At 64.8% G+C, this 22,070-nt stretch carries 26 protein-coding genes, 1 tRNA gene and 1 riboswitch; of the genes, 17 read left to right on the plus strand and 10 right to left on the minus strand.

Annotated features, from left to right (window positions below; translation table 11 throughout):
* Positions 1-39: 39 nt before the first annotated feature.
* A riboswitch (ZMP/ZTP riboswitch) is annotated at positions 40-169 on the minus strand.
* Positions 170-308: 139 nt separating this feature from the next.
* From ydfG to ACS7SF_RS14450, 14 genes are all read left to right on the plus strand, one after another.
* Positions 309-1,061, plus strand: a complete 753-nt coding sequence (gene ydfG / locus ACS7SF_RS14385; protein WP_439890411.1) for a bifunctional NADP-dependent 3-hydroxy acid dehydrogenase/3-hydroxypropionate dehydrogenase YdfG — start codon at positions 309-311, stop codon at positions 1,059-1,061.
* Between the two features lie 69 nt (positions 1,062-1,130).
* Positions 1,131-1,535 carry a tol-pal system-associated acyl-CoA thioesterase gene (ybgC, locus tag ACS7SF_RS14390; protein WP_439890412.1) on the plus strand — a complete coding sequence of 135 codons (405 nt, stop codon included), beginning with the start codon at positions 1,131-1,133 and terminating at the stop codon, positions 1,533-1,535.
* Positions 1,532-2,227, plus strand: coding sequence for a protein TolQ (gene tolQ, locus ACS7SF_RS14395; protein WP_426397496.1), 696 nt, complete (start codon positions 1,532-1,534; stop codon positions 2,225-2,227). Before ybgC ends, tolQ begins: the two co-directional genes overlap by 4 nt.
* A 12-nt stretch (positions 2,228-2,239) precedes the next feature.
* Positions 2,240-2,671 (plus strand): protein TolR, encoded by a 432-nt coding sequence (gene tolR / locus ACS7SF_RS14400; protein ID WP_426397498.1) that lies wholly within the window; start codon positions 2,240-2,242, stop codon positions 2,669-2,671.
* Positions 2,672-2,711: 40 nt separating this feature from the next.
* A complete protein-coding gene (tolA, locus tag ACS7SF_RS14405; RefSeq protein ID WP_439892764.1) occupies positions 2,712-3,737 on the plus strand; it encodes a cell envelope integrity protein TolA in 1,026 nt (341 codons plus the stop codon).
* Between the two features lie 23 nt (positions 3,738-3,760).
* Complete coding sequence (tolB, locus tag ACS7SF_RS14410) at positions 3,761-5,065, plus strand: Tol-Pal system beta propeller repeat protein TolB (protein WP_439892765.1); 1,305 nt, start codon at positions 3,761-3,763, stop codon at positions 5,063-5,065.
* A 29-nt stretch (positions 5,066-5,094) separates the two neighbouring features.
* The gene (gene pal / locus ACS7SF_RS14415) at positions 5,095-5,616 is read left to right on the plus strand and encodes a peptidoglycan-associated lipoprotein Pal (RefSeq protein WP_426397500.1); all 522 of its coding nucleotides are present in this window, start codon (positions 5,095-5,097) and stop codon (positions 5,614-5,616) included.
* Positions 5,617-5,681: 65 nt separating this feature from the next.
* Entirely contained in the window at positions 5,682-6,479 is a 798-nt protein-coding gene (gene ybgF, locus ACS7SF_RS14420; RefSeq protein ID WP_439890413.1) for a tol-pal system protein YbgF, read from the plus strand.
* Positions 6,480-6,642: 163 nt separating this feature from the next.
* Entirely contained in the window at positions 6,643-7,317 is a 675-nt protein-coding gene (queC, locus tag ACS7SF_RS14425; protein WP_439890414.1) for a 7-cyano-7-deazaguanine synthase QueC, read from the plus strand.
* Between the two features lie 6 nt (positions 7,318-7,323).
* The gene (locus ACS7SF_RS14430; protein WP_439890415.1) at positions 7,324-8,439 is read left to right on the plus strand and encodes a YeeE/YedE family protein; all 1,116 of its coding nucleotides are present in this window, start codon (positions 7,324-7,326) and stop codon (positions 8,437-8,439) included.
* 52 nt (positions 8,440-8,491) lie between these two features.
* Positions 8,492-8,567, plus strand: a tRNA-Lys gene (locus ACS7SF_RS14435).
* A 96-nt stretch (positions 8,568-8,663) separates the two neighbouring features.
* Complete coding sequence (locus ACS7SF_RS14440) at positions 8,664-9,155, plus strand: nucleoside 2-deoxyribosyltransferase (RefSeq protein WP_439890416.1); 492 nt, start codon at positions 8,664-8,666, stop codon at positions 9,153-9,155.
* 101 nt (positions 9,156-9,256) lie between these two features.
* On the plus strand, positions 9,257-10,429 hold the full coding sequence (locus tag ACS7SF_RS14445) for an acyl-CoA dehydrogenase family protein (protein WP_439890417.1): 1,173 nt from the start codon (positions 9,257-9,259) through the stop codon (positions 10,427-10,429).
* A 100-nt stretch (positions 10,430-10,529) separates the two neighbouring features.
* A complete protein-coding gene (locus ACS7SF_RS14450; protein WP_439890418.1) occupies positions 10,530-11,435 on the plus strand; it encodes a TauD/TfdA dioxygenase family protein in 906 nt (301 codons plus the stop codon).
* Between the two features lie 3 nt (positions 11,436-11,438).
* Here the strand turns inward: ACS7SF_RS14450 and ACS7SF_RS14455 are convergent, their stop codons facing one another.
* Genes ACS7SF_RS14455 through ACS7SF_RS14465 form a run of 3 tightly spaced genes read right to left on the minus strand, consistent with a single transcriptional unit; the run spans position 11,439 to position 13,382 of the window.
* Complete coding sequence (locus ACS7SF_RS14455) at positions 11,439-11,900, minus strand: NUDIX domain-containing protein (protein WP_439890419.1); 462 nt, start codon at positions 11,898-11,900, stop codon at positions 11,439-11,441.
* Positions 11,901-11,907: 7 nt separating this feature from the next.
* Positions 11,908-12,711 carry an ABC transporter permease gene (locus ACS7SF_RS14460; protein ID WP_439890420.1) on the minus strand — a complete coding sequence of 268 codons (804 nt, stop codon included), beginning with the start codon at positions 12,709-12,711 and terminating at the stop codon, positions 11,908-11,910.
* On the minus strand, positions 12,708-13,382 hold the full coding sequence (locus ACS7SF_RS14465) for an ABC transporter ATP-binding protein (protein ID WP_439890421.1): 675 nt from the start codon (positions 13,380-13,382) through the stop codon (positions 12,708-12,710). The genes ACS7SF_RS14460 and ACS7SF_RS14465 overlap by 4 nt, the downstream gene beginning before the upstream one ends.
* A 310-nt stretch (positions 13,383-13,692) precedes the next feature.
* On the opposite strand from ACS7SF_RS14465, the gene ACS7SF_RS14470 reads away from it, so the two are divergent.
* Complete coding sequence (locus ACS7SF_RS14470; RefSeq protein WP_439890422.1) at positions 13,693-14,070, plus strand: hypothetical protein; 378 nt, start codon at positions 13,693-13,695, stop codon at positions 14,068-14,070.
* 58 nt (positions 14,071-14,128) lie between these two features.
* Here ACS7SF_RS14470 and ACS7SF_RS14475 read toward each other — a convergent pair whose 3' ends face one another.
* The 3 genes from ACS7SF_RS14475 to ACS7SF_RS14485 form a co-directional block, all read right to left on the minus strand.
* The gene (locus ACS7SF_RS14475; RefSeq protein ID WP_439890423.1) at positions 14,129-14,662 is read right to left on the minus strand and encodes a DUF3318 domain-containing protein; all 534 of its coding nucleotides are present in this window, start codon (positions 14,660-14,662) and stop codon (positions 14,129-14,131) included.
* Positions 14,659-15,036: a phage holin family protein gene (locus tag ACS7SF_RS14480; protein WP_426397522.1), complete on the minus strand. Its 378-nt coding sequence runs from the start codon at positions 15,034-15,036 to the stop codon at positions 14,659-14,661. Before ACS7SF_RS14480 ends, ACS7SF_RS14475 begins: the two co-directional genes overlap by 4 nt.
* A gap of 142 nt (positions 15,037-15,178) precedes the next feature.
* Positions 15,179-15,505: a DUF883 family protein gene (locus tag ACS7SF_RS14485; protein ID WP_316658313.1), complete on the minus strand. Its 327-nt coding sequence runs from the start codon at positions 15,503-15,505 to the stop codon at positions 15,179-15,181.
* Positions 15,506-15,792: 287 nt separating this feature from the next.
* On the opposite strand from ACS7SF_RS14485, the gene ACS7SF_RS14490 reads away from it, so the two are divergent.
* A complete protein-coding gene (locus ACS7SF_RS14490; protein ID WP_426397524.1) occupies positions 15,793-16,431 on the plus strand; it encodes a peroxiredoxin in 639 nt (212 codons plus the stop codon).
* A 151-nt stretch (positions 16,432-16,582) separates the two neighbouring features.
* Here the strand turns inward: ACS7SF_RS14490 and ACS7SF_RS14495 are convergent, their stop codons facing one another.
* The 4 genes from ACS7SF_RS14495 to ACS7SF_RS14510 all read right to left on the minus strand — a co-directional run bounded on the left by ACS7SF_RS14495 (position 16,583) and on the right by ACS7SF_RS14510 (position 21,254).
* Positions 16,583-17,962 (minus strand): NCS2 family permease, encoded by a 1,380-nt coding sequence (locus ACS7SF_RS14495; protein ID WP_439892766.1) that lies wholly within the window; start codon positions 17,960-17,962, stop codon positions 16,583-16,585.
* Positions 17,963-18,389: 427 nt separating this feature from the next.
* A complete protein-coding gene (argH, locus tag ACS7SF_RS14500; protein ID WP_439890424.1) occupies positions 18,390-19,805 on the minus strand; it encodes an argininosuccinate lyase in 1,416 nt (471 codons plus the stop codon).
* 85 nt (positions 19,806-19,890) lie between these two features.
* The gene (locus ACS7SF_RS14505) at positions 19,891-20,610 is read right to left on the minus strand and encodes an anti-sigma factor (protein WP_439890425.1); all 720 of its coding nucleotides are present in this window, start codon (positions 20,608-20,610) and stop codon (positions 19,891-19,893) included.
* Complete coding sequence (locus tag ACS7SF_RS14510) at positions 20,610-21,254, minus strand: RNA polymerase sigma factor (protein WP_439890426.1); 645 nt, start codon at positions 21,252-21,254, stop codon at positions 20,610-20,612. Before ACS7SF_RS14510 ends, ACS7SF_RS14505 begins: the two co-directional genes overlap by 1 nt.
* Before the next feature lie 201 nt (positions 21,255-21,455).
* Here ACS7SF_RS14510 and ACS7SF_RS14515 point away from each other — a divergent pair, with 201 nt between their 5' ends.
* A complete protein-coding gene (locus ACS7SF_RS14515; protein ID WP_439890427.1) occupies positions 21,456-22,061 on the plus strand; it encodes a ferritin-like domain-containing protein in 606 nt (201 codons plus the stop codon).
* Positions 22,062-22,070: the final 9 nt, after the last annotated feature.

The following is a 22,070-nucleotide window of genomic DNA, read 5'->3' on the forward strand; positions in this document are numbered from 1 at the left end:
CGAGACAGAGCAGTGGGGACCCAAGTCACCCTGCTTCCCATTCGCTGCCCAGGCGAGCGGCAGGCGTCGTTGTGCATGACGCCAGAAACCTTGCGCTTCCTCGTGGTCGCTGCCCACATATCGAGGCTGCCGGGAGCAGCCTCAGGATTCGCCAGTCGCGCAAGGTGGAATGGTTGCCCGCGAGTGTACGACAGGCCCATGACCGCCGCAAGGCACCGGGCGCGTCGCAGCGCACATTGCGGCGCAACAGCCTCCAACGCTTCAGGTAAACTCAGACCTTCGTTTTTTTCAGGCTCGGAGACACTCCCATGATCGTATTCGTGACCGGCGCCACGGCCGGCTTTGGCGCGGCCATTGCGCGGCGTTTCGTAGGAGAAGGCCACCGCGTGATCGCGGCCGGCCGCCGTCAGGACCGTCTCGATACGCTCAAGGCCGAACTGGGCGATGCGCTGCTGCCGATCGTGCTGGACGTGCTCGACGCCGATGCCGTTGCCGCGCTGCCGGGCTCGCTGCCCGAGGGCTGGCGCGAAGTCGATGTGCTGGTCAACAACGCCGGCTTGGCGCTGGGCTTGGAACCCGCCCAGCGCGCCGACCTGACGGATTGGGACCGCATGATCGGTACCAACTGCTCGGGCCTGGTCCACATGACGCGTGCGCTGCTTCCTGGCATGGTCGAGCGCAACCGCGGTCACGTTATCAACATTGGCTCCATCGCCGGGACGTATCCGTACCCGGGTGGCAACGTGTATGGCGCCACCAAGGCATTCGTACGCCAGTTCTCGCTGAACCTGCGGGCGGACCTGACGGGCACCCGCGTTCGTGTATCGAACGTCGAGCCGGGCCTGTGCTCGGGCACTGAGTTTTCCAATGTCCGCTTCAAGGGCGACGATGCCCGTGTGGAGAAGGTGTACGAAGGCACGGAAGCGCTGACAGCAGACGACATCGCCGAGGCCGTCTACTGGATGGCGGCGCTGCCGGCGCACTTCAATGTCAACGCGATGGAGTTGATGCCCGTTTGCCAGTCGTTTTCGGCCACCAGCGTGACGCGAGGCATGGCCTGAGCGCCAACGCAAGCCCTCGGCCAGCCGGTGGATGGCTGGCCGTCACATGCGCCTTGGTAAAATTGCCCAATGTCTTCTTTTGATTGGAACCTGCGCGTGTATTGGGAAGATACCGACGCAGGCGGCGTGGTGTTCTACGCCAACTACCTGAAATTCTTCGAGCGCGCCCGCACCGAGTGGCTCCGCGCGCTAGGGGTCGACCAGCAGGCGCTGGCTGACACGACAGGGGCCATCTTTGTCGTGCGCAACACCGCTGTGGACTATCGCGCACCCGCCCGCCTGGACGATCTGTTGCAGATCCGTTCGCGTATGGAACGCGTCGGCCCGGCATCGGTCCAATTCGCCCAGGAAAGCTGGCGCGGCGATATCTTGCTCGCCACCGGCACGATTCGTGTCGGATGTGTCAACCGGCTCACATTCCGTCCGACCCCGATTCCCGCTCCCGTACTCGCAACCATCAAAGCTGCCGCATGAATCCCGTCGAGGTCACTCAAGATCTGTCGATCGTCTCGCTGGTGCTGCACGCCAGTGTCCTGGTCCAATTTGTTATGGGCCTGCTGCTGGTGATGTCGCTGTTCTCCTGGACGTACATCTTCCGCAAAGCCTTTGCGCTGCGTGCCGCGCGCAGCCAGACCGAATCGTTCGAGCGCGATTTCTGGGCCGGCGGCGACCTGCAGGCGCTGTATCAGAGTGCCGCCAATAACCGCCACACCACGGGGGCGCTGGAGCGCATTTTTGAAGCCGGTATGCGCGAATACCTCAAGACGCGTGAGCAGCAGCGTGGTGCCATTTCAGACCCGAGCGCCATTCTGGATGCGGCCCGGCGCGCCATGCGTGCCGCGTATCAGCGCGAGATGGATTCGCTTGAATCGCATCTGCCGTTCCTGGCGTCGGTCGGTTCGGTAAGCCCGTACATCGGCCTGTTCGGCACGGTGTGGGGGATCATGAACGCCTTCCGCGGCCTGTCGAACGTGCAGCAGGCCACGCTGTCGGCGGTGGCGCCCGGTATTGCCGAAGCGCTGGTCGCCACGGCCATCGGCCTCTTTGCGGCCATTCCGGCGGTGATTGCCTACAACCGCTACGCCACCGAGATCGATCGTCTGGCCAACCGCTTCGAGAGCTTCATGGAAGAGTTCTCGAACATCCTGCAGCGCCAGACGCGCTAAGGAGCCGAGCGTATGGCGACCATCCAGCGAACGCGCCGCGCCCGACGGGCCAAGGCTGACATCAACGTCGTGCCGTACATCGACGTGATGCTGGTGCTGCTGGTCATCTTCATGGTGGCCGCACCCGTGGTGAACCCCGGCGTGGTCAACCTGCCGTCGGTGGCCAATGCCACGCCGCAGCAGACCCAGCCGCCTATTGTGGTGACGATCAAGAGCGACGGCACGATCCTTGCTCGCGTCAAAACAGGTTCAGGGGCGACCGAGCAAAAGCTTGCCAATAACAACGAGTTGCGCGCTTTTGTGAAGCAGCGTACCGACGAAAACCCCGATCAGCCTGTCGTGATTGCCGCCGACAAGGCGGTCCAATACGACCGCGTGCTGACCGTGATGAGCGTGCTCAAGGGCGACGGCGTCAAGCGCGTCGGCCTGATGGTGAAATCGTGATGGGCACGCGGATGAACCGAGGCGAGGCAAGTTGAGCGTCATGGCCACGACGGCGTTGCACTCCAAGCTGCATCGGTATGAGCCTGTGCGCGAGCGCGGCACGCTGCGCGCGTTCGGGTTGGCGGTGCTCACGCATCTGCTGCTGATCGCCTTCCTGTATTTCGGCGTGCAATGGCAGAGCAGCACACCGCGCGGCGAAGAGGCGGAGCTGTGGGATGAAGCTGCCGTCCAGCAGGCCGTGCAGTCGGCGCCGCCGCCGGAGGTGAAGCCGGAACCGGTCATCAAGGCGCCCCCCGCCAAGGTGGAAGACGAGGCCGACATCGCGCTGGAGCAGCAGAAGCGCAAACGCGAACAAGAGGCCGCCGCAGCCCGCGAGGCCGAGTTGGCGCGCCGCGCCGCCGCTGAGCGCGCGGAAGCCAAGCGCCAGGCGCAGTTGAAGGAACAACAGGCCCGTCAGGCTGATCTGCAGCGCAAGGCGCTGGCTGAGCAGCAGGCCAAGGACAAGGCTGCGGCCGAGGCGCAGGCGCGCAAGAACGCGCAACTGCAAGCCCAGGCAGAAGCCAAGGCGAAGGCGGAAGCCGAGGCCAAGCAGAAGGAGCAGAAGGCGAAGGCTGCGGCAGAGGCTAAGTTGAAAGCCGAGGCCGAACGCAAGGCGGCGGAAACCAAGGCCAATGCGCAGCGCAACGCCAACCTGGCGCATCTGCAAGCGCTGGCGGGTGGCTCGCCGGCTGGCGGTGGCAAGGTGGCGGGCTCCGGCGGCGGCGTTGGTACGGGCCAGGGCACTGGCGGCACGGCAGCGGCAGGTTATGCCGAGCGCGTGCGCGCCAAGGTCAAGCCGAATATCGTGTTCGACCCGTCAGCCGTCAGCGGCAACCCAACGGCGGTGGTGGCGGTGCAGATGGCGCCAGACGGGTCCATCCTGTCCAAGCGCCTGACCAAGTCCAGTGGCAACGACGCGTATGACGAAGCCGTGCTGCGAGCTGTTGACCGCTCCGACCCGTTACCCAATCCTCCCGAGGGCATGCGCAGTGTCACGTTGACGTTCAAGCCCAAGGACAGGCAATAAGCTTCCAGATTCGAATACGGATGATGAATATGATGCGCAAGATGTGGATTCAGATCTTCCGACGAGCCGCGCAGGCGCTTTTGCTCACCGCGGCGAGTGTTGGCGTTGCCCACGCCCAGCTCAACGTGGAAATTTCGGGCGTTGGCGCCAGCCAGTACCCGATTGCGATTGCCAACTTCCAGGGCGAAGCGGGTATCCCGCAGAACATCTCCGCGATCGTGCGTGCGGACTTGGTGCGTAGTGGGCGCTTCTCCAACGTGGATGTCGCCGGCGCCGTGGTGCCAGACAGTCCTGCGCCGGACCTGGGTGCCTGGAAGACCCGTGGCGCCGCCGCCTTCGTGGGTGGCACCGTCACCCGTAACGGCGACCGCTACGAAATCCGCTTCCGCCTGTATGACACGGCCAAGGGCGAAAGCTTGGGCGGTCTTTCGCTCACGCGGGGCCCGGGCCAACTGCGGTTGGCGGGTCACGAGATTGCCGACTACATCTACCAGAAGCTGATTGGTGAGCGCGGTGTGTTTGCGACGCGCCTGTCGTACGTGTCGAAGGTGGGCCGCCGCTACCAGCTGCAGATTTCCGATTCGGATGGTGCGAATCCGCAAATCGCGCTGACGAGCAACGAGCCGATCATCTCGCCGTCCTGGTCGCCGGATGGCACCAAGGTCGCCTATGTGTCGTTCGAGCTCAAGAAGCCGGTGGTGTACGTGCATGACCTGGTGGCCGGTCGCCGCACCGTGATCTCGAATCAGAAGGGCAACAACTCGGCGCCGTCGTGGTCGCCCGATGGCCGCCGCGTGGCCGTGGCGCTCTCGCGTGACGGCAATACGCAGGTCTACGTGGTCAACGCTGATGGCTCGGGTCTGCGTCGGCTGACTCGCAGCAGCGCAATCGACACGGAACCGTCGTTCTCGCCCGATGGCCGCTCGGTCTACTTCACCAGTGATCGTGGCGGTGCGCCGCAGATCTATCGCATGTCGGCCGACGGTGAAGAGGCGGGCGGTGCGCAGCGTGTGACCTTCAAGGGCAGCTACAACACCAGCCCGCGCGTGTCGCCGGACGGCAAGCTGCTGGCGTACATCTCGCGCGTGGGCGGGGCGTTCCGCTTGTATACGCAAGATTTGACGAACGGCGATGTGAACGCGCTCACGGATACGTCCTACGATGAGTCCCCCAGCTTTGCCGCCAACGGCAAGTTCATCCTGTATTCCACGCGCGTGGGTGGCAAGACGGTGCTGGCCGCGGTGTCGACCGATGGCCGCACGCGTCAGATTCTTTCCCTCCAAGCCGGCGAGGTTCGCGAGCCGGCGTGGGGTCCTTTCACGCAATAACGCGGCCGTTCCTTTAGGAGAAATCGGACATGTCGAAGCCTCAAACCATGATCAAACTCGCAGCCATTGCCGCGCTGCTGGCCTTGGGCGCTTGCAGCTCGGGCGTGAAGCTCGATGACACCGCCAAGAACGGTACGGGCGGTGCCGCCGGCACGGGCGCTGATGCTCGCCAAGTCACCCCGGTGGATGTGGGCCGTGACGAACTGACCGACCCGAACAGCCCGCTGGCCAAGCGCAGCATCTACTTCGATTTCGACAGCTACTCGGTCAAGTCGGAGTACCAAGGCCTGCTGGGCCAGCACTCGCGCTATCTGCAGTCGCACAACCAGCGCAAGGTGCTGATCCAGGGCAATACCGATGAGCGCGGCACCAGCGAGTACAACCTCGCACTGGGCCAGAAGCGTGCCGAGGCCGTGCGCCGCGCGCTGTCGTCGATGGGCGTGCCTGACAGCCAGATGGAAGCCGTGAGCCTGGGCAAGGAAAAGCCGCAGGCTACCGGCCATGACGAAGAGTCGTGGGCGCAGAACCGCCGCGCCGACATCGTGTATTGATCGGCCGTTTGAAGTCGCATACGCCGGCCGTGTTGTCGTGGCCGGCGTTCTTACGTTGGAATCCCATGAATACGATGATGAAACAGCGCGCCGAAGGGGCCACGCTCGGGGCCCTGCGCCGGGCCATCCTGACGATGACGCTTGTCGCGGGTGGAGCTTTGACCCTGGCCGCGCCGGCGGCAGCGGGGGTGTTTGACGACGATGAGGCGCGCCGCGCCATCATCGATATGCGCGACAAGTTCAACAACTTCCAATCCAGCGCAGCGCAGCGCATCGACCAGAACAGCAAGAACCTGATCGACGCGCAAAACCAGATCGAGACGCTCAAGTCTGAAGTGGCGCGCCTGCGTGGGCAGAATGAAGTGCTGCAGAACGCGGTCGACACGCTGGCCAAGCAGCAGAAGGACTACTATGCCGACCTGGATGCGCGCCTGAAGAAGTTCGAGCCGCAGCAAGCCACGGTGGAAGGCCGCGAAGGCCCGGTCCAGCCCGGCGAGAAGGACGAATACGACGCTGCGCTGAAGACTTTCCAGACGGGCAATTTCAAGGGCGCGGGCAACCAGTTTTCGGCGTTCGTGAAGAAGTATCCGCAGAGCCCGTACTTGCCGTTGGCGCAATTCTGGCTGGGCAATGCCTTGTACGCGCAGCGCGACTACAAGGGGTCCAGCTATGTGCTGGAGAACATGGCACGCACGAACCCGCAGCATCCCAAGGCGGCGGACGCGCTGCTGCAGGTGGCCACCAACCAGGGCGAATCCGGCCAGAAGGCAGCTGCGCGCAAGACGCTGGAAGCCGTGGTTGCGCAGTACCCCAACTCTGAGCAGGCCAAGACCGCACAAAGCCGGCTGAAGACGATGCATTGATCGACGCGTCATCCTCTGCCGCACCAGGCGCCCGCCGTGATTGCACCGGCGGGCGTTTTTCATGGTGCGGCCGGAATGGTCGTCATGCTCTGCGTGCGGCGCTACCGGGGTGACGGCGCGCTAAAATGCGGCCTTCCCTGATTGGCTTCCCAAGGCTCCGCCCATGAAAAAACGCGCCATCGTCCTGCTCTCCGGCGGGCTGGACTCCGCCACCGTGCTCGCCATGGCCAATGCCGATGGCTTTGAGACCTACGCGCTGTCGATGCGCTACGGCCAGCGCCATTCGTCCGAGCTGGAAGCGGCCAAGAAGGTGGCCGCATCGCTGGGCGCGGTTCGCCATGAAATCGTTGACCTGGATTTGCGCAAGTTCGGCGGCTCTGCGCTCACCGACGACACGCTCGACGTGCCGACCGACGGCGCGCAATCGGGCATCCCCATCACCTACGTGCCGGCGCGCAACACGATCATGTTGTCGCTGGCGCTCGGCTGGGCCGAGGCCGTGGGCGCGCGCGATCTGTTCTTCGGTGCCAATGCGGTGGACTACTCCGGCTACCCGGACTGCCGCCCCGAATACGTTGCCGCCTACGAGACGCTCGCTAACCTGGCCACCAAGGCCGGCGTGGAGGGCGACCGCATTCGCGTGAACGCACCCATCATCGCCATGACCAAGGCCGAGATCATCCAGGCCGGCGTGCGCCTGGGCGTGGACTACGGCCTGACCGTGTCGTGCTACCAGGCTGACGATGAAGGCCGCGCCTGCGGCGTGTGCGATTCGTGCCGCATCCGCAAGGCGGGCTTTGAGGCCGCTGGTGTACCCGACCCGACCCGATACGTTTGACGCGCCATGCCAGAGATTGACCTCAACGCGTTGTCGCATACGGTTTTGTGGGCCACGTTCGCGCTCACGTTCGTGTTTGGCGCGATTCTGCAGCGTACGCACTTCTGCACGATGGGCGCGGTGTCCGACGCCATCAACATCGGCGACTGGAACCGCCTGCGCATGTGGGCGCTCGCCATCGGCGTGGCCATGATCGGCACGGGCGTGCTGAGTTGGCTGGGCCTGATTGATACGAGCAAGACGATCTACACGGCGAGCAAGCTGCTGTGGCTGTCGTCGCTGGTGGGCGGCCTGCTGTTCGGCTTCGGCATGGTGCTGGGCTCGGGCTGCGGCAGCAAGACGCTGGTGCGCATTGGTGGCGGTAACCTCAAATCTGTGGTGGTGTTCGTGTTCCTTGGGCTGGCGGCGTACATGACGCTCAAGGGCGTGTTTGGCGTGGTGCGTGTGGCGACGGTCGATAGCGTCGCCGTGATATTGCCGACCTCGCAGGATTTGCCCAGCGTGCTGGGCCATGCGTTGTCGGTGGATGTGCGCACGCTGCGTCTGGTGCTGGCGTTGGTGATTGGCGGGGCGCTGTCGTTGTGGGCGCTACTGGGGCGCGATTTCCGCACGGGCGACAATCTGCTGGGCGGCATCGGCGTCGGGCTCATCATCGTGGGCATGTGGTACGTGTCGGGCCACCTCGGCTACGTGCAGGAAGATCCGAATACGCTGCAAGAAGCGTTTGTCGCGACCAACAGCGGCCGCATGGAAGCGCTGAGCTTTGTGGCCCCGGTGTCGTACACGCTCGAATGGCTGATGTTCTTCAGCGATACGTCGAAGGTGCTGACGGTCGGCATCGTAAGCGTGCTGGGCGTGATTGCCGGTTCGGCCGTGGTGGCGCTGGCCACGCGCACGTTCCGCTGGGAAGGCTTTGCCAATGCCGAAGACACCGGCAACCACATCGTCGGCGGCATGCTGATGGGCGTGGGTGGCGTGACGGCGCTGGGTTGCACGATCGGGCAGGGACTGTCTGGCGTGTCAACGCTGGCGATCGGCTCGTTCATCGCGCTGACAGGCATCCTGATCGGCGCGGTGCTGGCGTTCCGTTATCAGATGTGGCGGATGGAACGCTTGGTTTGATTCGGCAAGCGTTGACAGGGGCGTAAGAATCTCCCTATAATCGCGGTCTTTCGGGTCTTTAGCTCAGTCGGTAGAGCAGTAGACTTTTAATCTATTGGTCGCGGGTTCGAATCCCGCAGGACCCACCAAAATTCAGAGGGCTCGACAGCAATGTCGGGCCCTTTGTCTTTTGTGTCGCGTACATGCGGCGCTATCCTGCGCGTGTCACTCTCCGGTCTACGCCCATGTCCCTGCGCCTCTACCTCGCCGGCCCCGATGTCTTCCGTCCGCAACCTGCGACGCATGGCGAAGCGCTCAAGGCGTTGTGCGCCGCATTCGACTTCATCGGCCTATACCCGCTAGACAACGCGATCGCCCCGCAGGCAGACGGCCCATCAACCGCTGCCGAGATCTACCGCCAAAACATCGCGCTGATCGACTCGGCTGACGCGGTGATGGCCAACGTGGCTGATTTCCGTGGCCACGAACCCGACTCTGGCACGTGCTTTGAAATTGGCTATGCCATCGCGCGTGGCAAGGACGTGTGGTGCTACCACGTGCCCGCCGTGCCGCTCATCGCCCAAGTGCCGAACGCCAATGGCAACGATGCCGACGGCTGGGCCGTGGAGGACTTTGGCCTGCCGCGCAATCTCATGATCGCCTGCAGCAGCCGGCTGGTCGTGGGTGATGCACGCGCGTGTCTGGAGCGCATGCGCGCGCACTACGCCCGCGCATAGTCGCGCGGTCAATATGCGTATGCGGATTGCTTCCTTCAGGGTGGCCAGGCGCCTCCGTATAGTGCCTGCACCGTCTAACACCCCCGGCAAAAGGCACGTGCATGAAGCTCGACGATCTGCATCAACTTCCCGACCTCACCCCTCTGCTGGCTGAACTGGCTGCCACGGCGGCGCAGCGTGATCAACAGGGTGGCCACGCCGCGCATGAGAAGGCAGCGATTGCGCGCGCGGGCTTGTTGCCGCTGGTGATTCCGCCGCAGTACGGCGGCGCTGGAGCGAGCTGGGCGGATGCGTTTGCCGCTGTGCGCAGCATTGCGGCGGTGGATAGCTCGCTGGGACATCTGCTGGCGTTTCAGTATCTGCAAACCGCCACGGTCTATCTGTATGCCTCCGATGCGCAGCGTGAGCGCTTTTTACGCCCTACCGCTGAACTTGGGTGGTGGTGGGGCAACGCCGTCAATCCGCTTGACCACCGCCTGCGCGCGCAGCGCTCGGGCAGCGGCTGGGTGCTCGATGGCGAGAAGGGGTTCTGTTCGGGCACGCTCGGCTCCAACATGATGGTCGTGTCGGCGCATGACGAGACGACCGGTAAGCCCGTGATCGCCGTGGTGCCGACCGCGCGCTACGGCATCACCGTGCGGGATGACTGGCACCCGATCGGGCAGCGTCAGACCGACAGCGCCAGCGTGCAGTTCCGCCACGTGCAGGTGGCGGAAGACGAAGTGCTGGCTGGCCCCGAGACCGTCTTCGCGCCATATCAGACCCTGCGCTCGTGCCTCGCGCAGAACGTGCTGGTCAATCTCTACACGGGCATCGCCGCTGGCGCGTTGGACGAAGCGCGCAAGCACACGCTGCAATCGTCGCGGCCATGGTTCACTTCCGGCGTGGAGCGCGTGGCGGACGACCCCTACCAGATCCACCGCTTCGGCGAAATGCGCGTGCAATGGCTCGCCGCCGAGGCGCTCGCCGATCGCGCCATCCAACGCCTGGACCGCGCCTGGCGCAAAGGCCCGGCGCTCACCGCCGATGAACGCGCCGAGGTATCGCTCGCCACCGCTGAGGCGAAAGTCGTAGCACATCGTGCCGCGCTCTTCATCGGGCAGGAACTGTTCGAGGCCACTGGGGCCCGCTCCACCAAGGCGGCACTCGCGCTGGACCGCTTCTGGCGCAACGCACGCACGCATACGCTGCACGATCCGATCGACTACAAACTGCGCGCCATCGGCCGCTACGCGCTGGAAGGCCTGCTGCCCGACGCCACTGTCTACAGCTGAGCGCGTATCGATCTGCGGTTTCCTTCGTTGGCGTAGGTTATGCGCGAGCGGTGTAATGTGAAATTCATTCGCTACCCGTCTGCTACCGCGCGCTTGCATCATGTCCGACGCCGTTACCGTTGCGCCTGAGGCGCCTGCTGTTCACACCGCTCGCTTTCACATCCGCCGCTTGCCCGGGGCGCCATTGGGCGCCGAGGTGCTTGGCCTGGGCGATGCCGCCGGGCTTTCCGACGACGACATCGCGGCGATCCGCCAGGCGTGGCTTGCGCACGACGGGTTGCTCGTTTTTCGCGACGTTGACTTCACGCCAGCGGCGCAGGTCGCTTTCAGTCGCCGGTTCGGCCCGCAGCAGGTGCATGTGCTGAACCAGTTCCATCTGGCGGGGCATCCGGAAATCCTCGTCGTCTCCAACGTGGTCGAAAACGGTCAGCCGATCGGCTTGGGTGATGCAGGCCGCGACTGGCATTCGGACCTGTCGTACAAGCCGCTGCCGAGTCTCGGTTCGATGTTGCTGGCGCGGGAGTTGCCGCAAGAGGGCGGCGACACGCTGTTCGCCAACATGGTCCGCGCCTATGAGACCCTGCCGGCGGAGCTCAAGCGCGTGATCGAGGGCCGCCGCGCGGTGCATTCGTACGTGTACCGCTACGAGCGGTTGCGCGCGCTATCGACGTGGCGGCCGCCGCTCACGCAGGCGCAGCGCGATGCAGTGCCGCCGGTCAACCACCCGGTCGTCCGCACGCATCCGGAGACGGCCAAGCGCGCGCTCTTCGTCAACGAGGGCTTCACCTCGCACATCGTCGGTTTGCCGGAAGACGAGAGCACCGCCGTGCTCGAGCAGCTCTTCGCTCACAGCGTCCGCCCGGACAACGTCTACACGCACCGTTGGCGTGCCGGCGACATGCTGTTCTGGGACAACCGGTCCACCATCCATTTCGCGCCCGGGTGCCCGGATCAATATCGGCGCACGCTGCATCGCACTACCATCGAGGGCGATGTGCCTGTTTGAGGGCTAAAGCCCCGCCTCGCGCAGTCGCGCATCAACGCTCGCCAGCGTCAGCGCCTGCGCAAACAGCCGCGTGAGAGACTGGCTCGCATACTGCGGCACCTCATTGGCGCTGGCCCAGCGGTATGCGTCCATCTCGGGGATCAGCCGGCCGGTGTGGTAGCTGTTGAACATCGACGTGCACGCCAACGTGTCCAGTGCCACGTCAGCGCGGCGCAGGCGCGTGGCGAACAGGTGCAGTGCCTTGTCGCGCCGATAGGGGAAGCGCCCCAGTTCGATCAACGTGTGGCCGTCGAGCACGAGGCCGGTTTCCTCGCGCGTTTCGCGCAAGGCGGTGTCGCGGCACGATTCGCCGGGTTCGGCAGCGCCTTTGGGGATGTCCCAGTGGCGTGTTTCGGTGGCGTGTGCGAGCAGCACTTCGGCGTCTTCATTGAGCAGCACCAGGCCGCAAGACAGGGCGATCACCATGTGGGGTTCAGCCTCCTCGCTGCGTGATGCGCGCGCTCAGCAGTTGATGTTCGCTGCTGAACAGCCGGCGGTAGGCTAGCAGCACCGCCGCCACCGTCCCCAGCCCGGAAGACGCCGCCAGCAAGAACATGATGACGATCTGGTAGCGCACGGCTTCCAGCGGCGATTGTCCGGCCAGCACCTGGCCCGTCATCATGCCCGGCAGGCTGACCACGCCTACGACTGACATCTGGTTGATGATCGGCGTCATGCCGGCGCGCACCGCGGCGCGGGCGGCATTGCGCGCCGCCTCCCACCGTGTACCGCCGAGTGCCAACACGGTTTCCACCTGATCGCGCGTGGCAATCAGCTCGCCCGTCATGCGCTCCAACGCCAAGCCCACGCCGGTGAGCGTGTTGCCGAGAATCATCCCCATGATCGGAATGGCGAACTGCGGCTCGTACCACGGCTGCGCGTGCAGCACGACTGTCAGCCCGATCGCCCCGATGAGCCACGTGCTGCCGAATACCGACAACGTGCCGTCGAGGCGTAGCCCCGCATAACCACGCGCGCCACGGCTGGCGGTGGCATGCCCGGCAATCAGCGTCATGACGGCCACGACGGCCAGCACTACTGCCCAATGCGCGTGGGCAAACACCCATTCGAGTACAAAGCCGATCGCCAGCAACTGCACCACGGTGCGCACGCCGGCCCACGCCAGGCGCCGCTCCAGCCCCAACCCGAGCGCCACCGACAGCGCGCCGTTCACGAGGATCAGCGCCGCCGCAATGCCAACCTGCCAGGCGGAGAGCGTGAGGGCCTGCCCGTTCATCGGCTGGCCTCCGTTTGAAGTCGGCCGGCTTCCACACGCCAATGCTGCTGGCCGATGCGTGCACCCTGCGCGGGATCGTGTGTAATCCATACCCACGCGTGTCGCTCGGGGGCCTGCGCAAACCAGTGCTGCAACAGGGCTTCGATGGCGCGCGCGGAGGTAGGGTCCAGTGCGGCGGTCGGCTCATCGAGCAGCAAGATCGTCGGCTCCGTCTGCAACGTGCGGACGAGTGCCGCGATCTGCGCTTCGCCGCCAGACAGGTCAGCGGCCGATTTGTCGAGGAATGTCGCACTGCGGTCGGCGCCGGCCAGCAGCGCAAGGGCCGTATCGCGGTTGAATGCAGTGTTGTGCCGTCGGGCACGCAGTTGGTACGGCAAGCGCAGGTTGTCTTCCACCGTGCCCGGCAGCAGCGCGGGGCGCTGGCGCACATACGCTACCTGACAGCGGTATGCGGGGACGGCGCGTGGCGTTATCCGTTCGCCCCGCCATGTCACATGACCGCCATCGAGCGGATCCAGCAGCGCCAGCGCGCGCAGCAGCACGCTCTTGCCCGCACCGGAAGGGCCGGTCAGCGCAATGCGATCGCCGGGGCGAACCGCAAGCGTGGCCGGGTGCAACAACGTAGCACCCGAGCGAGCGTCGCGGCGGAGGAGGTCGGTGGCAACCAGCATGGCGTGGGAAAGTGTGTTGCGTACGATACGGCATCAATACAGCCCGTCTATGCATTATGCATATGAGTTTGCGGGCCTCGGCTCCATCGAATTCCCGATGTTGTTCTGGCGTGCAAACGCTGCGCCCCGCATGGCAACGCGATCTCCATGCCACCCTGAGTGATCCCTAGTTCGAACGGATCAGCGCGAAAACGTTGTCACGCAGCGCGTGTCGGAGGAATCCGACAGCCCGTTCAGCGCCGGGCGGGTCGCCATTTGCGCATACCGGGCTTAGCATCAAAACATCATTACAAGAGCGATGGAGGACGCCATGGAGACCAGCCAAGTTCAGGTAGCCCACCCATGGTGGCAGCCTGGCGTTTTCGCATCAGCGCCGGCAATTTTCCTCTGGGTCTGCGCGGAGTTGCCGCCCGACATGCTTGGCGCCATCTTCCATGCGGGCACGTCCCCCGACTCACTGATGCACGTGGGCGACGCCTTGTTTGTAATCGGCTGGACGGCCAGCGGCGCGCTGCTGTGGCATGGTCGCCGCCACGTACGACATGACGCCGATACATCGGCGCAGCCCGCCCGCTTCGATACCGCCTCGGTTGCAGAATCTACACCGCCCGCGCATGGGTTCTCCGCTTGGCGCCAGAGCATGGCTCGTCGCTGGGAGCGCGTGCGGCACCCCATTCCGCTGCACTGAGGTGCGCGTGTGAAACACAAAAGGCCGGATTGCTCCGGCCTTTCTTCGTTGGGCGCGCTCAGGACGTGCTGCCTGGGATGATCTCGTTCGCGTCGGTTTGGGAAGGCGCGGTAGACGGATGAGGCACCTGATCGCTCTGGCTTTCCTGCCATTTCTGATAGCCCCACCATGCCGCGCCCGCTACCAGCCCAACCTTGCCGAGCCGGCGCGTGATGCGCCCGATGAAGGTGCGGCGCAGCCCAGCATATGCCAGCGAAAGTGCGGTACCGACCAGCGGATATTCCCGGGCGATGCCCAGTGTGCGCATCAGGCTGTTCGGCCGCGCCAGCGGGCGGATCAGGCTCGGCAGCAGCGCGCCCAGCCCGCCCAGGCTGAACGTGCGGCTGGCCGCGCGATGGACATCACTGCGGGCCTGCGCGTAGTCGTAACGCTCCAGCGCGGCGCGGGTGAGCAGCAGCTCCTTGCGCACGGACAGCGGCAAGCGCGCCTCGCTGCCGCGGCGAGACGGCCGCACGTGATGGCGTGCGTTGTGCCCAGATTCATGAGCCGAGGCTGCGTCGGTCGACGGGTTGTGTTGGGTCGGATCGGTCATCGGCGCAGGATCTCACGGTCTTTGTCGAGTTCGGCCAGCGTGGCCTCGAACAGCGGCGGCCCGCTGCGCAGCGACGCACGGACCTTCCACAAGCACGCTACCGCGCCCAGTGCATAGAGCGCAGCCATGATGGCCAGCGACTGCCAGCGGTAGGTATCCCAGCAGAGGATCACCACCAGCGCGGTCAGCGTCATGATGGCCAGGCCGATCAGGCTGACCGCCAGCATGCCGAGGAAGGCGGCACCGAGCAGACGCTCTTTTTCTTCGGCCAGCTCAACGCTTGCCAGCTCAAGCCGCGTTTGCAGCATCGAGACGACTGTGCCGGCCAGTGTCTTCAGGGAGGCGAACAGCTTTGGGCTGGTGTCATCAGACATGTTGGTTCCGGGGGGATGGGACGAGGCGAGGGCGGCACCGCCGTTGCAGCACGCACTGTGCCCGGGCGGTGCCGCCAGAATGCGACTGGCCGATGGCGCGATCCACATAGGGCGCGCCATCGGCCAGAAAGGGTGCGGCAGGTTACTTGCGGTTGAGCAGCAGGCCGATCAGCAGACCCACGCCGGCTGCCACGCCCACGGCTTGCCACGGGTGATCGTGGACGTAGTCGTCGGTGGCACGCGCGGCGGCCTTGCTCTTGGTGACCACGGCGTCTTGCAGGTCTTGCGCCTTCTCCTTGGCTTGGCGCAGCAGGCCCATGCCACGCTCGCGCAGCTCGGCGGCCTTTTCGCCGCTGGTGGACGCAGCTTGCTTGAGCAGGGCTTCAGCGTCGGACAGAACAGTCTTCACGTCGGTCATCAGTTTCTCCTTATTGACGGGGTCGGCCAGGTTGGGGGATGTGTTCGTCATGGTCGGGCACCTTGGTACTTGGGATGGGGAAATTCGATCGTCAATCTATCGACGCGCTTATTCGCTAGCATATGTGTGGGCCTTGTGAAACTTCAAGCGCCCGTGTGGCGCATGCTGCGATGGATCAAAGCCTTGGCCATTGTCCGGCAACGTGCGCATGCCTTCCACCGTTTCGTCAGCAAATGCCGCGCCAAATGACAAAAAGTGATGTTGTTGTGAATTTATAGTCGTTTTGGTTGGATGGCAATCTGGCTATAGTGGTTCCCAATCAGTGTATGGAGGACACGATGTCTCTACGTTTGGGCGATATCGCCCCGGATTTCGAGCAGGATTCCAGCGAAGGCCGCATCAAGTTTCACGAGTGGCTGGGCAACAGCTGGGGCGTGCTGTTTTCGCACCCGGCAGACTACACGCCGGTTTGCACCACTGAACTGGGCTTGACGGCCAAGCTCAAGGACGAATTTGCCAAGCGCAATGTGAAGGTGATCGCGCTGTCGGTGGATTCGGTTGATTCGCACAAGGGCTGGATCAACGACATCAACGAGACGCAGAACACCAGCGTCAATTTCCCGATCATTGCTGACCCGGATCGCAAGGTTTCGCAGCTGTACGACATGATTCACCCGAATGCGAGCGAAACCTTTACCGTGCGTTCGCTGTTCGTGATTGACCCGAACAAGAAGGTGCGGCTGATCATCACGTATCCGGCATCGACGGGGCGCAACTTCAATGAAGTGCTGCGCGTGATCGACTCGCTGCAGTTGACCGAGTACCACAGCGTGGCGACGCCCGGTAACTGGCAGGACGGCGATGACGTTGTCATCGTGCCGTCGCTCAAGGATGAAGAGGTCATCAAGCAGAAATTCCCGAAGGGCTACAAAGCGTTGCGTCCGTATCTGCGCCTGACGCCGCAGCCCAATAAGTAACCGGCTCCTTGGTAGTGTGATTGTCGCCCGGCCCTGGTGCCGGGCGTTTTTTGCGTTCGTGCAAACGATAACGCGCGGCGCAAAAACAAAACCGGCCAACCCTTTGCGGGTCTGGCCGGTTTGTCTCTTGTGAAGACGGTTCAGTGCGTGGTCAGATCGCCCAGCCGCCTACATAGAACGCAACCAGCGCCACGGCAATCGCAACGGTGCCAACGTTCAGCTTGCGCCATTCGCCAGCGACCAGACGGCCGATCACCAGCGTGGCGAAGCCGAGCATGATGCCGGTGACAATGTTGCAGGTCAGTACGATGAACACGGCGCAGACCAGGCCGGACAGCGCATCGACCATATCGTCCATGTGCAGCTTGCTCACACTGGAGAGCATCAACAGGCCGACGTACATCAGCGCGGGTGCAGTTGCGTAGGACGGCACCAGGCCCGCCAGCGGCGAGAAGAACATCACCGCCAGAAACAGCACACCGACGACGACTGCGGTCAGGCCGGTCTTGCCGCCAGCCGCCACGCCCACGGTCGACTCAATGTAAGCCGCTGCCGGGGCGCCGCCGAAGCATGCCGAGAAGATCGAGCTGATTGAATCGGCCGTCAGTGCGCGGCCACCGTTGATGATGTGGCCCTTGTCGTTGAGCAGCCCCGCTTGGCCCGCCACGGCGCGGATGGTGCCGGTGGCGTCGAACACGGCGGTCATCACCAGCGCCAGCACGGCCGGTAGGACGGCAGCGGAGAGGGCGCCGCGAATGTCCATCGCGCCGATCAACGAAGCATGGCCCGCGGTGGCCAGCGACGGCAGCGCAAAAATGCCGGTGAATTTGACCTGCGGATCAAAGATCAGGCCCAGGGCCGAGATGGCGACGATGACGATCAGGATGCCGCCCGGCACGCGGCGGCGCTCCATGCCGAAGATGGCTGCCAGCCCCAGCACCGACATCATCACCGGGAAGGCGGTGACGTGACCCAGCGCCACTGGCAGGCCCGCCCCGGCGTTCTTGACGACGAGTCCGACGTCGTTCGATGCGATCAGCAGCAGGAACAGGCCAATGCCGATGCCCGTGCCGTGCGCCACGCCCGACGGGAGGTTGCGCAAAATCCAAGAGCGCACGCCGGTGGCCGAGATGGCGGTGAAGACCACGCCCATCAGGAACACCGCGCCCAGGGCCACTTCCGGCGAGAGCTTTTGCCCGAGCACCAAGCCGAATGCCATGAACGCCGTCAGCGAAATCGCGCAGCCGATGGCGATGGGCAGCTTGGCCCATAGACCCATCAATAGCGAGCCGAAGGCGGTCGTCAGGCACACCGCAACGAACACGGCGCTGGTGTCGAACCCCGCCTTGCCCAACATACCGGGCACGACGAACACGGCATACACCATCGCCATGAAGGTGGTGATGCCCGCTACCACCTCACGGCGTTGCGTGCTGCCACGCGCGGAAATCTGGAAATAGCGATCGATGGCGCGTGCGTCGGCAAAGCCGGCGGCGCCAAGATCCGTCGTTCGACGGAATGGACTGTTCAGCCATGGTGGTTTGTCTCCTGGCAGGGCTCCGCGCTGGCCGATCGGTGTGGTCCGAACGGCCGGTAGCGTGAGGGGCACTGTTCTGGTTTTGCTATCGGTGCGGGTGCCCGCATGCGCGCGCGGGCATTCTCCAGACCGTTGTCTCGCGATTGGTTTTTTCGCAGCGCTGCAGCCTGCGTGTGGGCGGCGCGCGTTTTATCGGTGTGAGGGATGTTGGAGCGAAGCATAGACGGGCACCCGCGGCCGATTCATGCGGCAGGGCGTATCCCGGTCATTTGCAAACTTGTATAACGCGAGGGGAAGAGAACCACGGTGCTCAGGATGGGCAAACGATGCGACGAGCGGCGCACGGGTGTGCATCCGTTCGCCCCAAAACAAAACACCGCGCGAGTGATTGCGCGGCGTTTGTATTGGAGCGTGCTGCCGATTATTCCGCCAGCGCCGCGCGTGCAAACGCGATGGCTTGCTTCACTTGTTCCGGCGCGGTCCCGCCAATGTGGTTACGCGAGGCGACCGAGCCTTCCAGCGTCAGCACGGCGTGCACGTCGTCGCCAATCAGCGTTGCCTTGTCACCCAGACCGCTGATGTCACGCAGTTGCGCAACCGACAGATCCGCCAGATCGCAGCGCAGATCGTCGCAGGCACGCACAGCGTGGGCCACGGCTTCGTGCGCGTCGCGGAAGGGCAGGCCGCGCTTGACCAGGTAGTCGGCCAGATCGGTAGCAGTGGCGTAACCCTGCAGCGCGGCGGCGCGCATGGCGTCGGCCTTGACGGTGATGCCGGTCGCCATGTCGGCAAAGATGCGCAGCGTATCGACCACGGTATCCACGGTGTCGAACAGCGGTTCCTTGTCTTCCTGGTTGTCCTTGTTGTACGCGAGCGGCTGACCCTTCATCAGCGTGAGCAGGGCGATCAGGTGGCCGTTGACGCGGCCGGTCTTGCCGCGCGCCAGTTCGGGCACGTCGGGGTTCTTCTTCTGCGGCATGATCGAGCTGCCGGTGCAGAAGCGGTCCGCAATGTCGATGAAGCCGACGCGCGGGCTCATCCACAGCACCAGCTCTTCCGAGAAGCGCGAGATGTGCGTCATGACGAGCGCGGCCGCGGCGCAGAATTCGATGGCGAAGTCGCGGTCGGACACGGCATCCAGCGAGTTGCGGCACACGCCGTCAAAGCCCAGTTGCTGCGCGACGAATTCGCGGTCGATCGGGTAGCTCGTGCCGGCCAGCGCGGCGGCGCCCAGCGGCAGGCGATTGACGCGCTTGCGGCAATCGAGCATGCGCTCGGTGTCGCGCGTGAACATCTCCACGTAGGCCAGCAGGTGGTGGCCGAACACCACCGGTTGCGCGACCTGCAGGTGCGTGAAGCCCGGGACGATGGTGTTGGTGTGCTGCTCGGCCAGGTCCAGCAGCGCGCCGCGCAGGGCCTTGAGCAGACCGACGATGTTGTCGATCTCGCTGCGCAGCCACAGGCGGATGTCGGTCGCAACTTGGTCGTTGCGCGAGCGGCCGGTGTGCAGGCGCTTGCCGGCGTCGCCCGCCATGGCGGTCAGGCGCGCTTCGATGTTCAGGTGCACATCTTCTAGGTCCAGCTTCCACTCGAACGTGCCGGCTTCGATCTCCTGGCGGATCTGCGCCATGCCTTTCTCAATCGCGGCGCGATCGGCTTCGGCGATGATGCCCTGCTTGGCGAGCATGGCCGCATGCGCGAGCGAGCCCTGGATATCGAACAGCGCAAGGCGCTTGTCGAAGAACACCGACGCGGTATAGCGCTTGACGAGATCGGACACCGGCTCGTTAAAGCGGGCGGACCACGCTTCGGCCTTCTTGGCGAGTTGGGAGGTCATGGCGGACAGCTGGAGGAAGGCGGCCAAACAGGGGCGTCGGCCGCAAATTCAGGAAACCGCGATTATATCGCTAGGCCCCTTGGGCCTACAGGGTGCTGTCGATCAGCGCGCCCTTGAAGACCACCGGCCCGGTCGGCCCGTCTGGATTGGGCGAGCCGCCGCGCGGTTCCACGCTGATGGCGAGAGCGGGCACTTGCCGCAGCGGCTGAGCGACCGTCAGCCGGACCGCACGCTGGTGCCCGATCAGGCCAAGTGACTGGGGCTTCCCATTCGGAAACAGTGCCCAGAGTTGCAGCGCTTGCTCGGTGGTGAGCGGCGTCGCATCCAGCCGCTTGAGCGATAGCGTGCCGGTGCGCGCATCCCAGGTGACGAGGACAGCAGCCTGCGCCTGCGCGTCCTGCAGCACGGCCACGGCGTTGGCGATGGGCGCATCGCGCAACTGCTCCGACAGCCGCAGGTTCAGCCCAACCGCCACCGCCGCGACAATCGCCGCGACTGCCGTGGCACCGCGCCAGAAGCCGGTACCTTGCCAAAGCTTTTGCCAGAGGGCTTTTGGCGAGGGTGCGGGTTCGCGCCAGCCGAGTTGTACTTCGACGCGGCAGAGGATTTCCGGCAACGGCGCCGTGGCGGGCTGCAAGGCGGGCAGGTCGGCCAGGTAACGCTGCCAGCGCTCAACCGTCGCGCGGACGTCGTCATGGCGGCGGATCCACTGCTCGAACCGGCGGCGGGCGCCCGCGCGCAGCGTGCCGACCGCGTATTCGGCGGCCAGCTTATCGACGAGATCGGGGTAGCGGCGTAGGTCCATCACGGCGCTCCCAGGCATTCACGCAGGCGGTCGAGCCCGCGCCGCATCCAGGATTTGACGGTGCCCAACGGCAGCGAAAGCGCTTGTGTCAGCTCGCTGTGCGACAGGTCACGCAGATAGGCGAGCGAGATGACTTCGCGCTGCTTCGGGTCCAGGCGCTTGAGGCATTCGGCCAGCGCGCGTGCCTGCTGGCCGGCGAGCGCAAGGTCGGCCGGCCCGGGGGCGTGGTCGGCCAGCACCTCGGCGTGCGTCTCGTCCAGTGGCACCGATTCCTGCACGCGTTCAGCATGCTGCCGGCGCAGGCAATCGAGTGCACGGTTACGCACGATGGTGGTCATCCACGTCATGGGGGCGGCCAGATGCGGGCGGTAATCGCCGGCGTGGCGCCAGATGTTGACGAAGCTTTCTTGCAAGACGTCCTCGGCCCAATCCTTCCTGACCAAGATACGCAGCGCGAGACCAAACAGTTTCGGCGCGCAGCGTGTGTAGAGCGTGCGCAGGGCGTCGCGCTCGCCCAGGCCGATGCGTTGCAGCAGCGCGGCCAGCGCTTCAGCGTCGGTGCTTTGCGGGCGGCCTGCCGCCGTCGACGGCGGATCGGCGTCTTGCGCGGCGTGGTTTTCGGCGGTGCGCTGGAAGGTGAGCACAGGGCGATTTGTGGAGGGGTGTGCCCAAAGTGTAGGAAGAAACCGGGGCCGTTGTGGGAATTCACGTGGGCGGCGCCGCGGTTTGCATCCAATCGAACGCGCCCTTCGTATAAGCGGTCAGGCGCTGGACAAACGCCGGCGATCCGCACGATGTGGGATCACGCGGGTCGTGCTTCTTCCCCACATGCAAGGAGACCGACGATGGATACGAGCAAAGAGATGGCGCTGTTCGATGGAGACAACCCGCACATCGACGCACGCCGCCGCGTGCTGTTACGCGCGCCGGGGCTGATGGCGCTGGGCTCGCTGGCGGCGGTGTCGCTGGGGCAGTCGATGCCGGCCTGGGCACAGACCCAATCGGGCAGTGTGAAAGACGACATCAACATCCTGAACGTGGCGCTCGGGCTGGAGTACCAGGCCATCGCCGCGTATCAGGTGGGCGCCGAAAGCGGCCTGCTGCAAAAGCCCGTGCTGGCGACGGCGGTGAAGTTTCAGGGCCACCACAAGGCGCATGCGTCGGTGCTGGCGGGCACGGTGTCCAAGCTGGGCGGCACGCCGGTCATGGAAAAGAAGGTGGCGGAATACAACTTCCCGGTCAGCCAGTTGAAAACGCAGGCCGACGTGCTGCGCTTTGCGGCCGGGCTGGAGAAGGGCGCGACCTCCGCCTACCTGGGTGTGATGCCGAATTTCTACACACGCGATCTGACCAAGGCCGCCGCCAGCATCCTGGGCGACGAGGCAATGCACTGGGCCGTGCTGCTCTCGGTGCTGGGTGAGGACCCCGTCCCAGTCGCCTTTATCGGCTAGCGGTTTGTC

Origin of the sequence: Ralstonia sp. 25C (assembly GCF_051904805.1) — a bacterium.
Lineage (GTDB): Bacteria > Pseudomonadota > Gammaproteobacteria > Burkholderiales > Burkholderiaceae > Ralstonia.

What these genes read in the sequence shown, in the direction of transcription:
- ydfG (WP_439890411.1), top strand. Translation starts at nt 309, where the DNA reads ATGATCGTATTCGTGACCGGCGCCACGGCCGGCTTTGGCGCGGCCATT.
- ybgC (WP_439890412.1), top strand. Translation starts at nt 1,131, where the DNA reads ATGTCTTCTTTTGATTGGAACCTGCGCGTGTATTGGGAAGATACCGAC.
- tolQ (WP_426397496.1), top strand. Translation starts at nt 1,532, where the DNA reads ATGAATCCCGTCGAGGTCACTCAAGATCTGTCGATCGTCTCGCTGGTG.
- tolR (WP_426397498.1), top strand. Translation starts at nt 2,240, where the DNA reads ATGGCGACCATCCAGCGAACGCGCCGCGCCCGACGGGCCAAGGCTGAC.
- tolA (WP_439892764.1), top strand. Translation starts at nt 2,712, where the DNA reads ATGGCCACGACGGCGTTGCACTCCAAGCTGCATCGGTATGAGCCTGTG.
- tolB (WP_439892765.1), top strand. Translation starts at nt 3,761, where the DNA reads ATGAATATGATGCGCAAGATGTGGATTCAGATCTTCCGACGAGCCGCG.
- pal (WP_426397500.1), top strand. Translation starts at nt 5,095, where the DNA reads ATGTCGAAGCCTCAAACCATGATCAAACTCGCAGCCATTGCCGCGCTG.
- ybgF (WP_439890413.1), top strand. Translation starts at nt 5,682, where the DNA reads ATGAATACGATGATGAAACAGCGCGCCGAAGGGGCCACGCTCGGGGCC.
- queC (WP_439890414.1), top strand. Translation starts at nt 6,643, where the DNA reads ATGAAAAAACGCGCCATCGTCCTGCTCTCCGGCGGGCTGGACTCCGCC.
- ACS7SF_RS14430 (WP_439890415.1), top strand. Translation starts at nt 7,324, where the DNA reads ATGCCAGAGATTGACCTCAACGCGTTGTCGCATACGGTTTTGTGGGCC.
- ACS7SF_RS14440 (WP_439890416.1), top strand. Translation starts at nt 8,664, where the DNA reads ATGTCCCTGCGCCTCTACCTCGCCGGCCCCGATGTCTTCCGTCCGCAA.
- ACS7SF_RS14445 (WP_439890417.1), top strand. Translation starts at nt 9,257, where the DNA reads ATGAAGCTCGACGATCTGCATCAACTTCCCGACCTCACCCCTCTGCTG.
- ACS7SF_RS14450 (WP_439890418.1), top strand. Translation starts at nt 10,530, where the DNA reads ATGTCCGACGCCGTTACCGTTGCGCCTGAGGCGCCTGCTGTTCACACC.
- ACS7SF_RS14455 (WP_439890419.1), bottom strand. Translation starts at nt 11,900, where the DNA reads ATGGTGATCGCCCTGTCTTGCGGCCTGGTGCTGCTCAATGAAGACGCC.
- ACS7SF_RS14460 (WP_439890420.1), bottom strand. Translation starts at nt 12,711, where the DNA reads ATGAACGGGCAGGCCCTCACGCTCTCCGCCTGGCAGGTTGGCATTGCG.
- ACS7SF_RS14465 (WP_439890421.1), bottom strand. Translation starts at nt 13,382, where the DNA reads ATGCTGGTTGCCACCGACCTCCTCCGCCGCGACGCTCGCTCGGGTGCT.
- ACS7SF_RS14470 (WP_439890422.1), top strand. Translation starts at nt 13,693, where the DNA reads ATGGAGACCAGCCAAGTTCAGGTAGCCCACCCATGGTGGCAGCCTGGC.
- ACS7SF_RS14475 (WP_439890423.1), bottom strand. Translation starts at nt 14,662, where the DNA reads ATGACCGATCCGACCCAACACAACCCGTCGACCGACGCAGCCTCGGCT.
- ACS7SF_RS14480 (WP_426397522.1), bottom strand. Translation starts at nt 15,036, where the DNA reads ATGTCTGATGACACCAGCCCAAAGCTGTTCGCCTCCCTGAAGACACTG.
- ACS7SF_RS14485 (WP_316658313.1), bottom strand. Translation starts at nt 15,505, where the DNA reads ATGACGAACACATCCCCCAACCTGGCCGACCCCGTCAATAAGGAGAAA.
- ACS7SF_RS14490 (WP_426397524.1), top strand. Translation starts at nt 15,793, where the DNA reads ATGTCTCTACGTTTGGGCGATATCGCCCCGGATTTCGAGCAGGATTCC.
- argH (WP_439890424.1), bottom strand. Translation starts at nt 19,805, where the DNA reads ATGACCTCCCAACTCGCCAAGAAGGCCGAAGCGTGGTCCGCCCGCTTT.
- ACS7SF_RS14505 (WP_439890425.1), bottom strand. Translation starts at nt 20,610, where the DNA reads ATGGACCTACGCCGCTACCCCGATCTCGTCGATAAGCTGGCCGCCGAA.
- ACS7SF_RS14515 (WP_439890427.1), top strand. Translation starts at nt 21,456, where the DNA reads ATGGATACGAGCAAAGAGATGGCGCTGTTCGATGGAGACAACCCGCAC.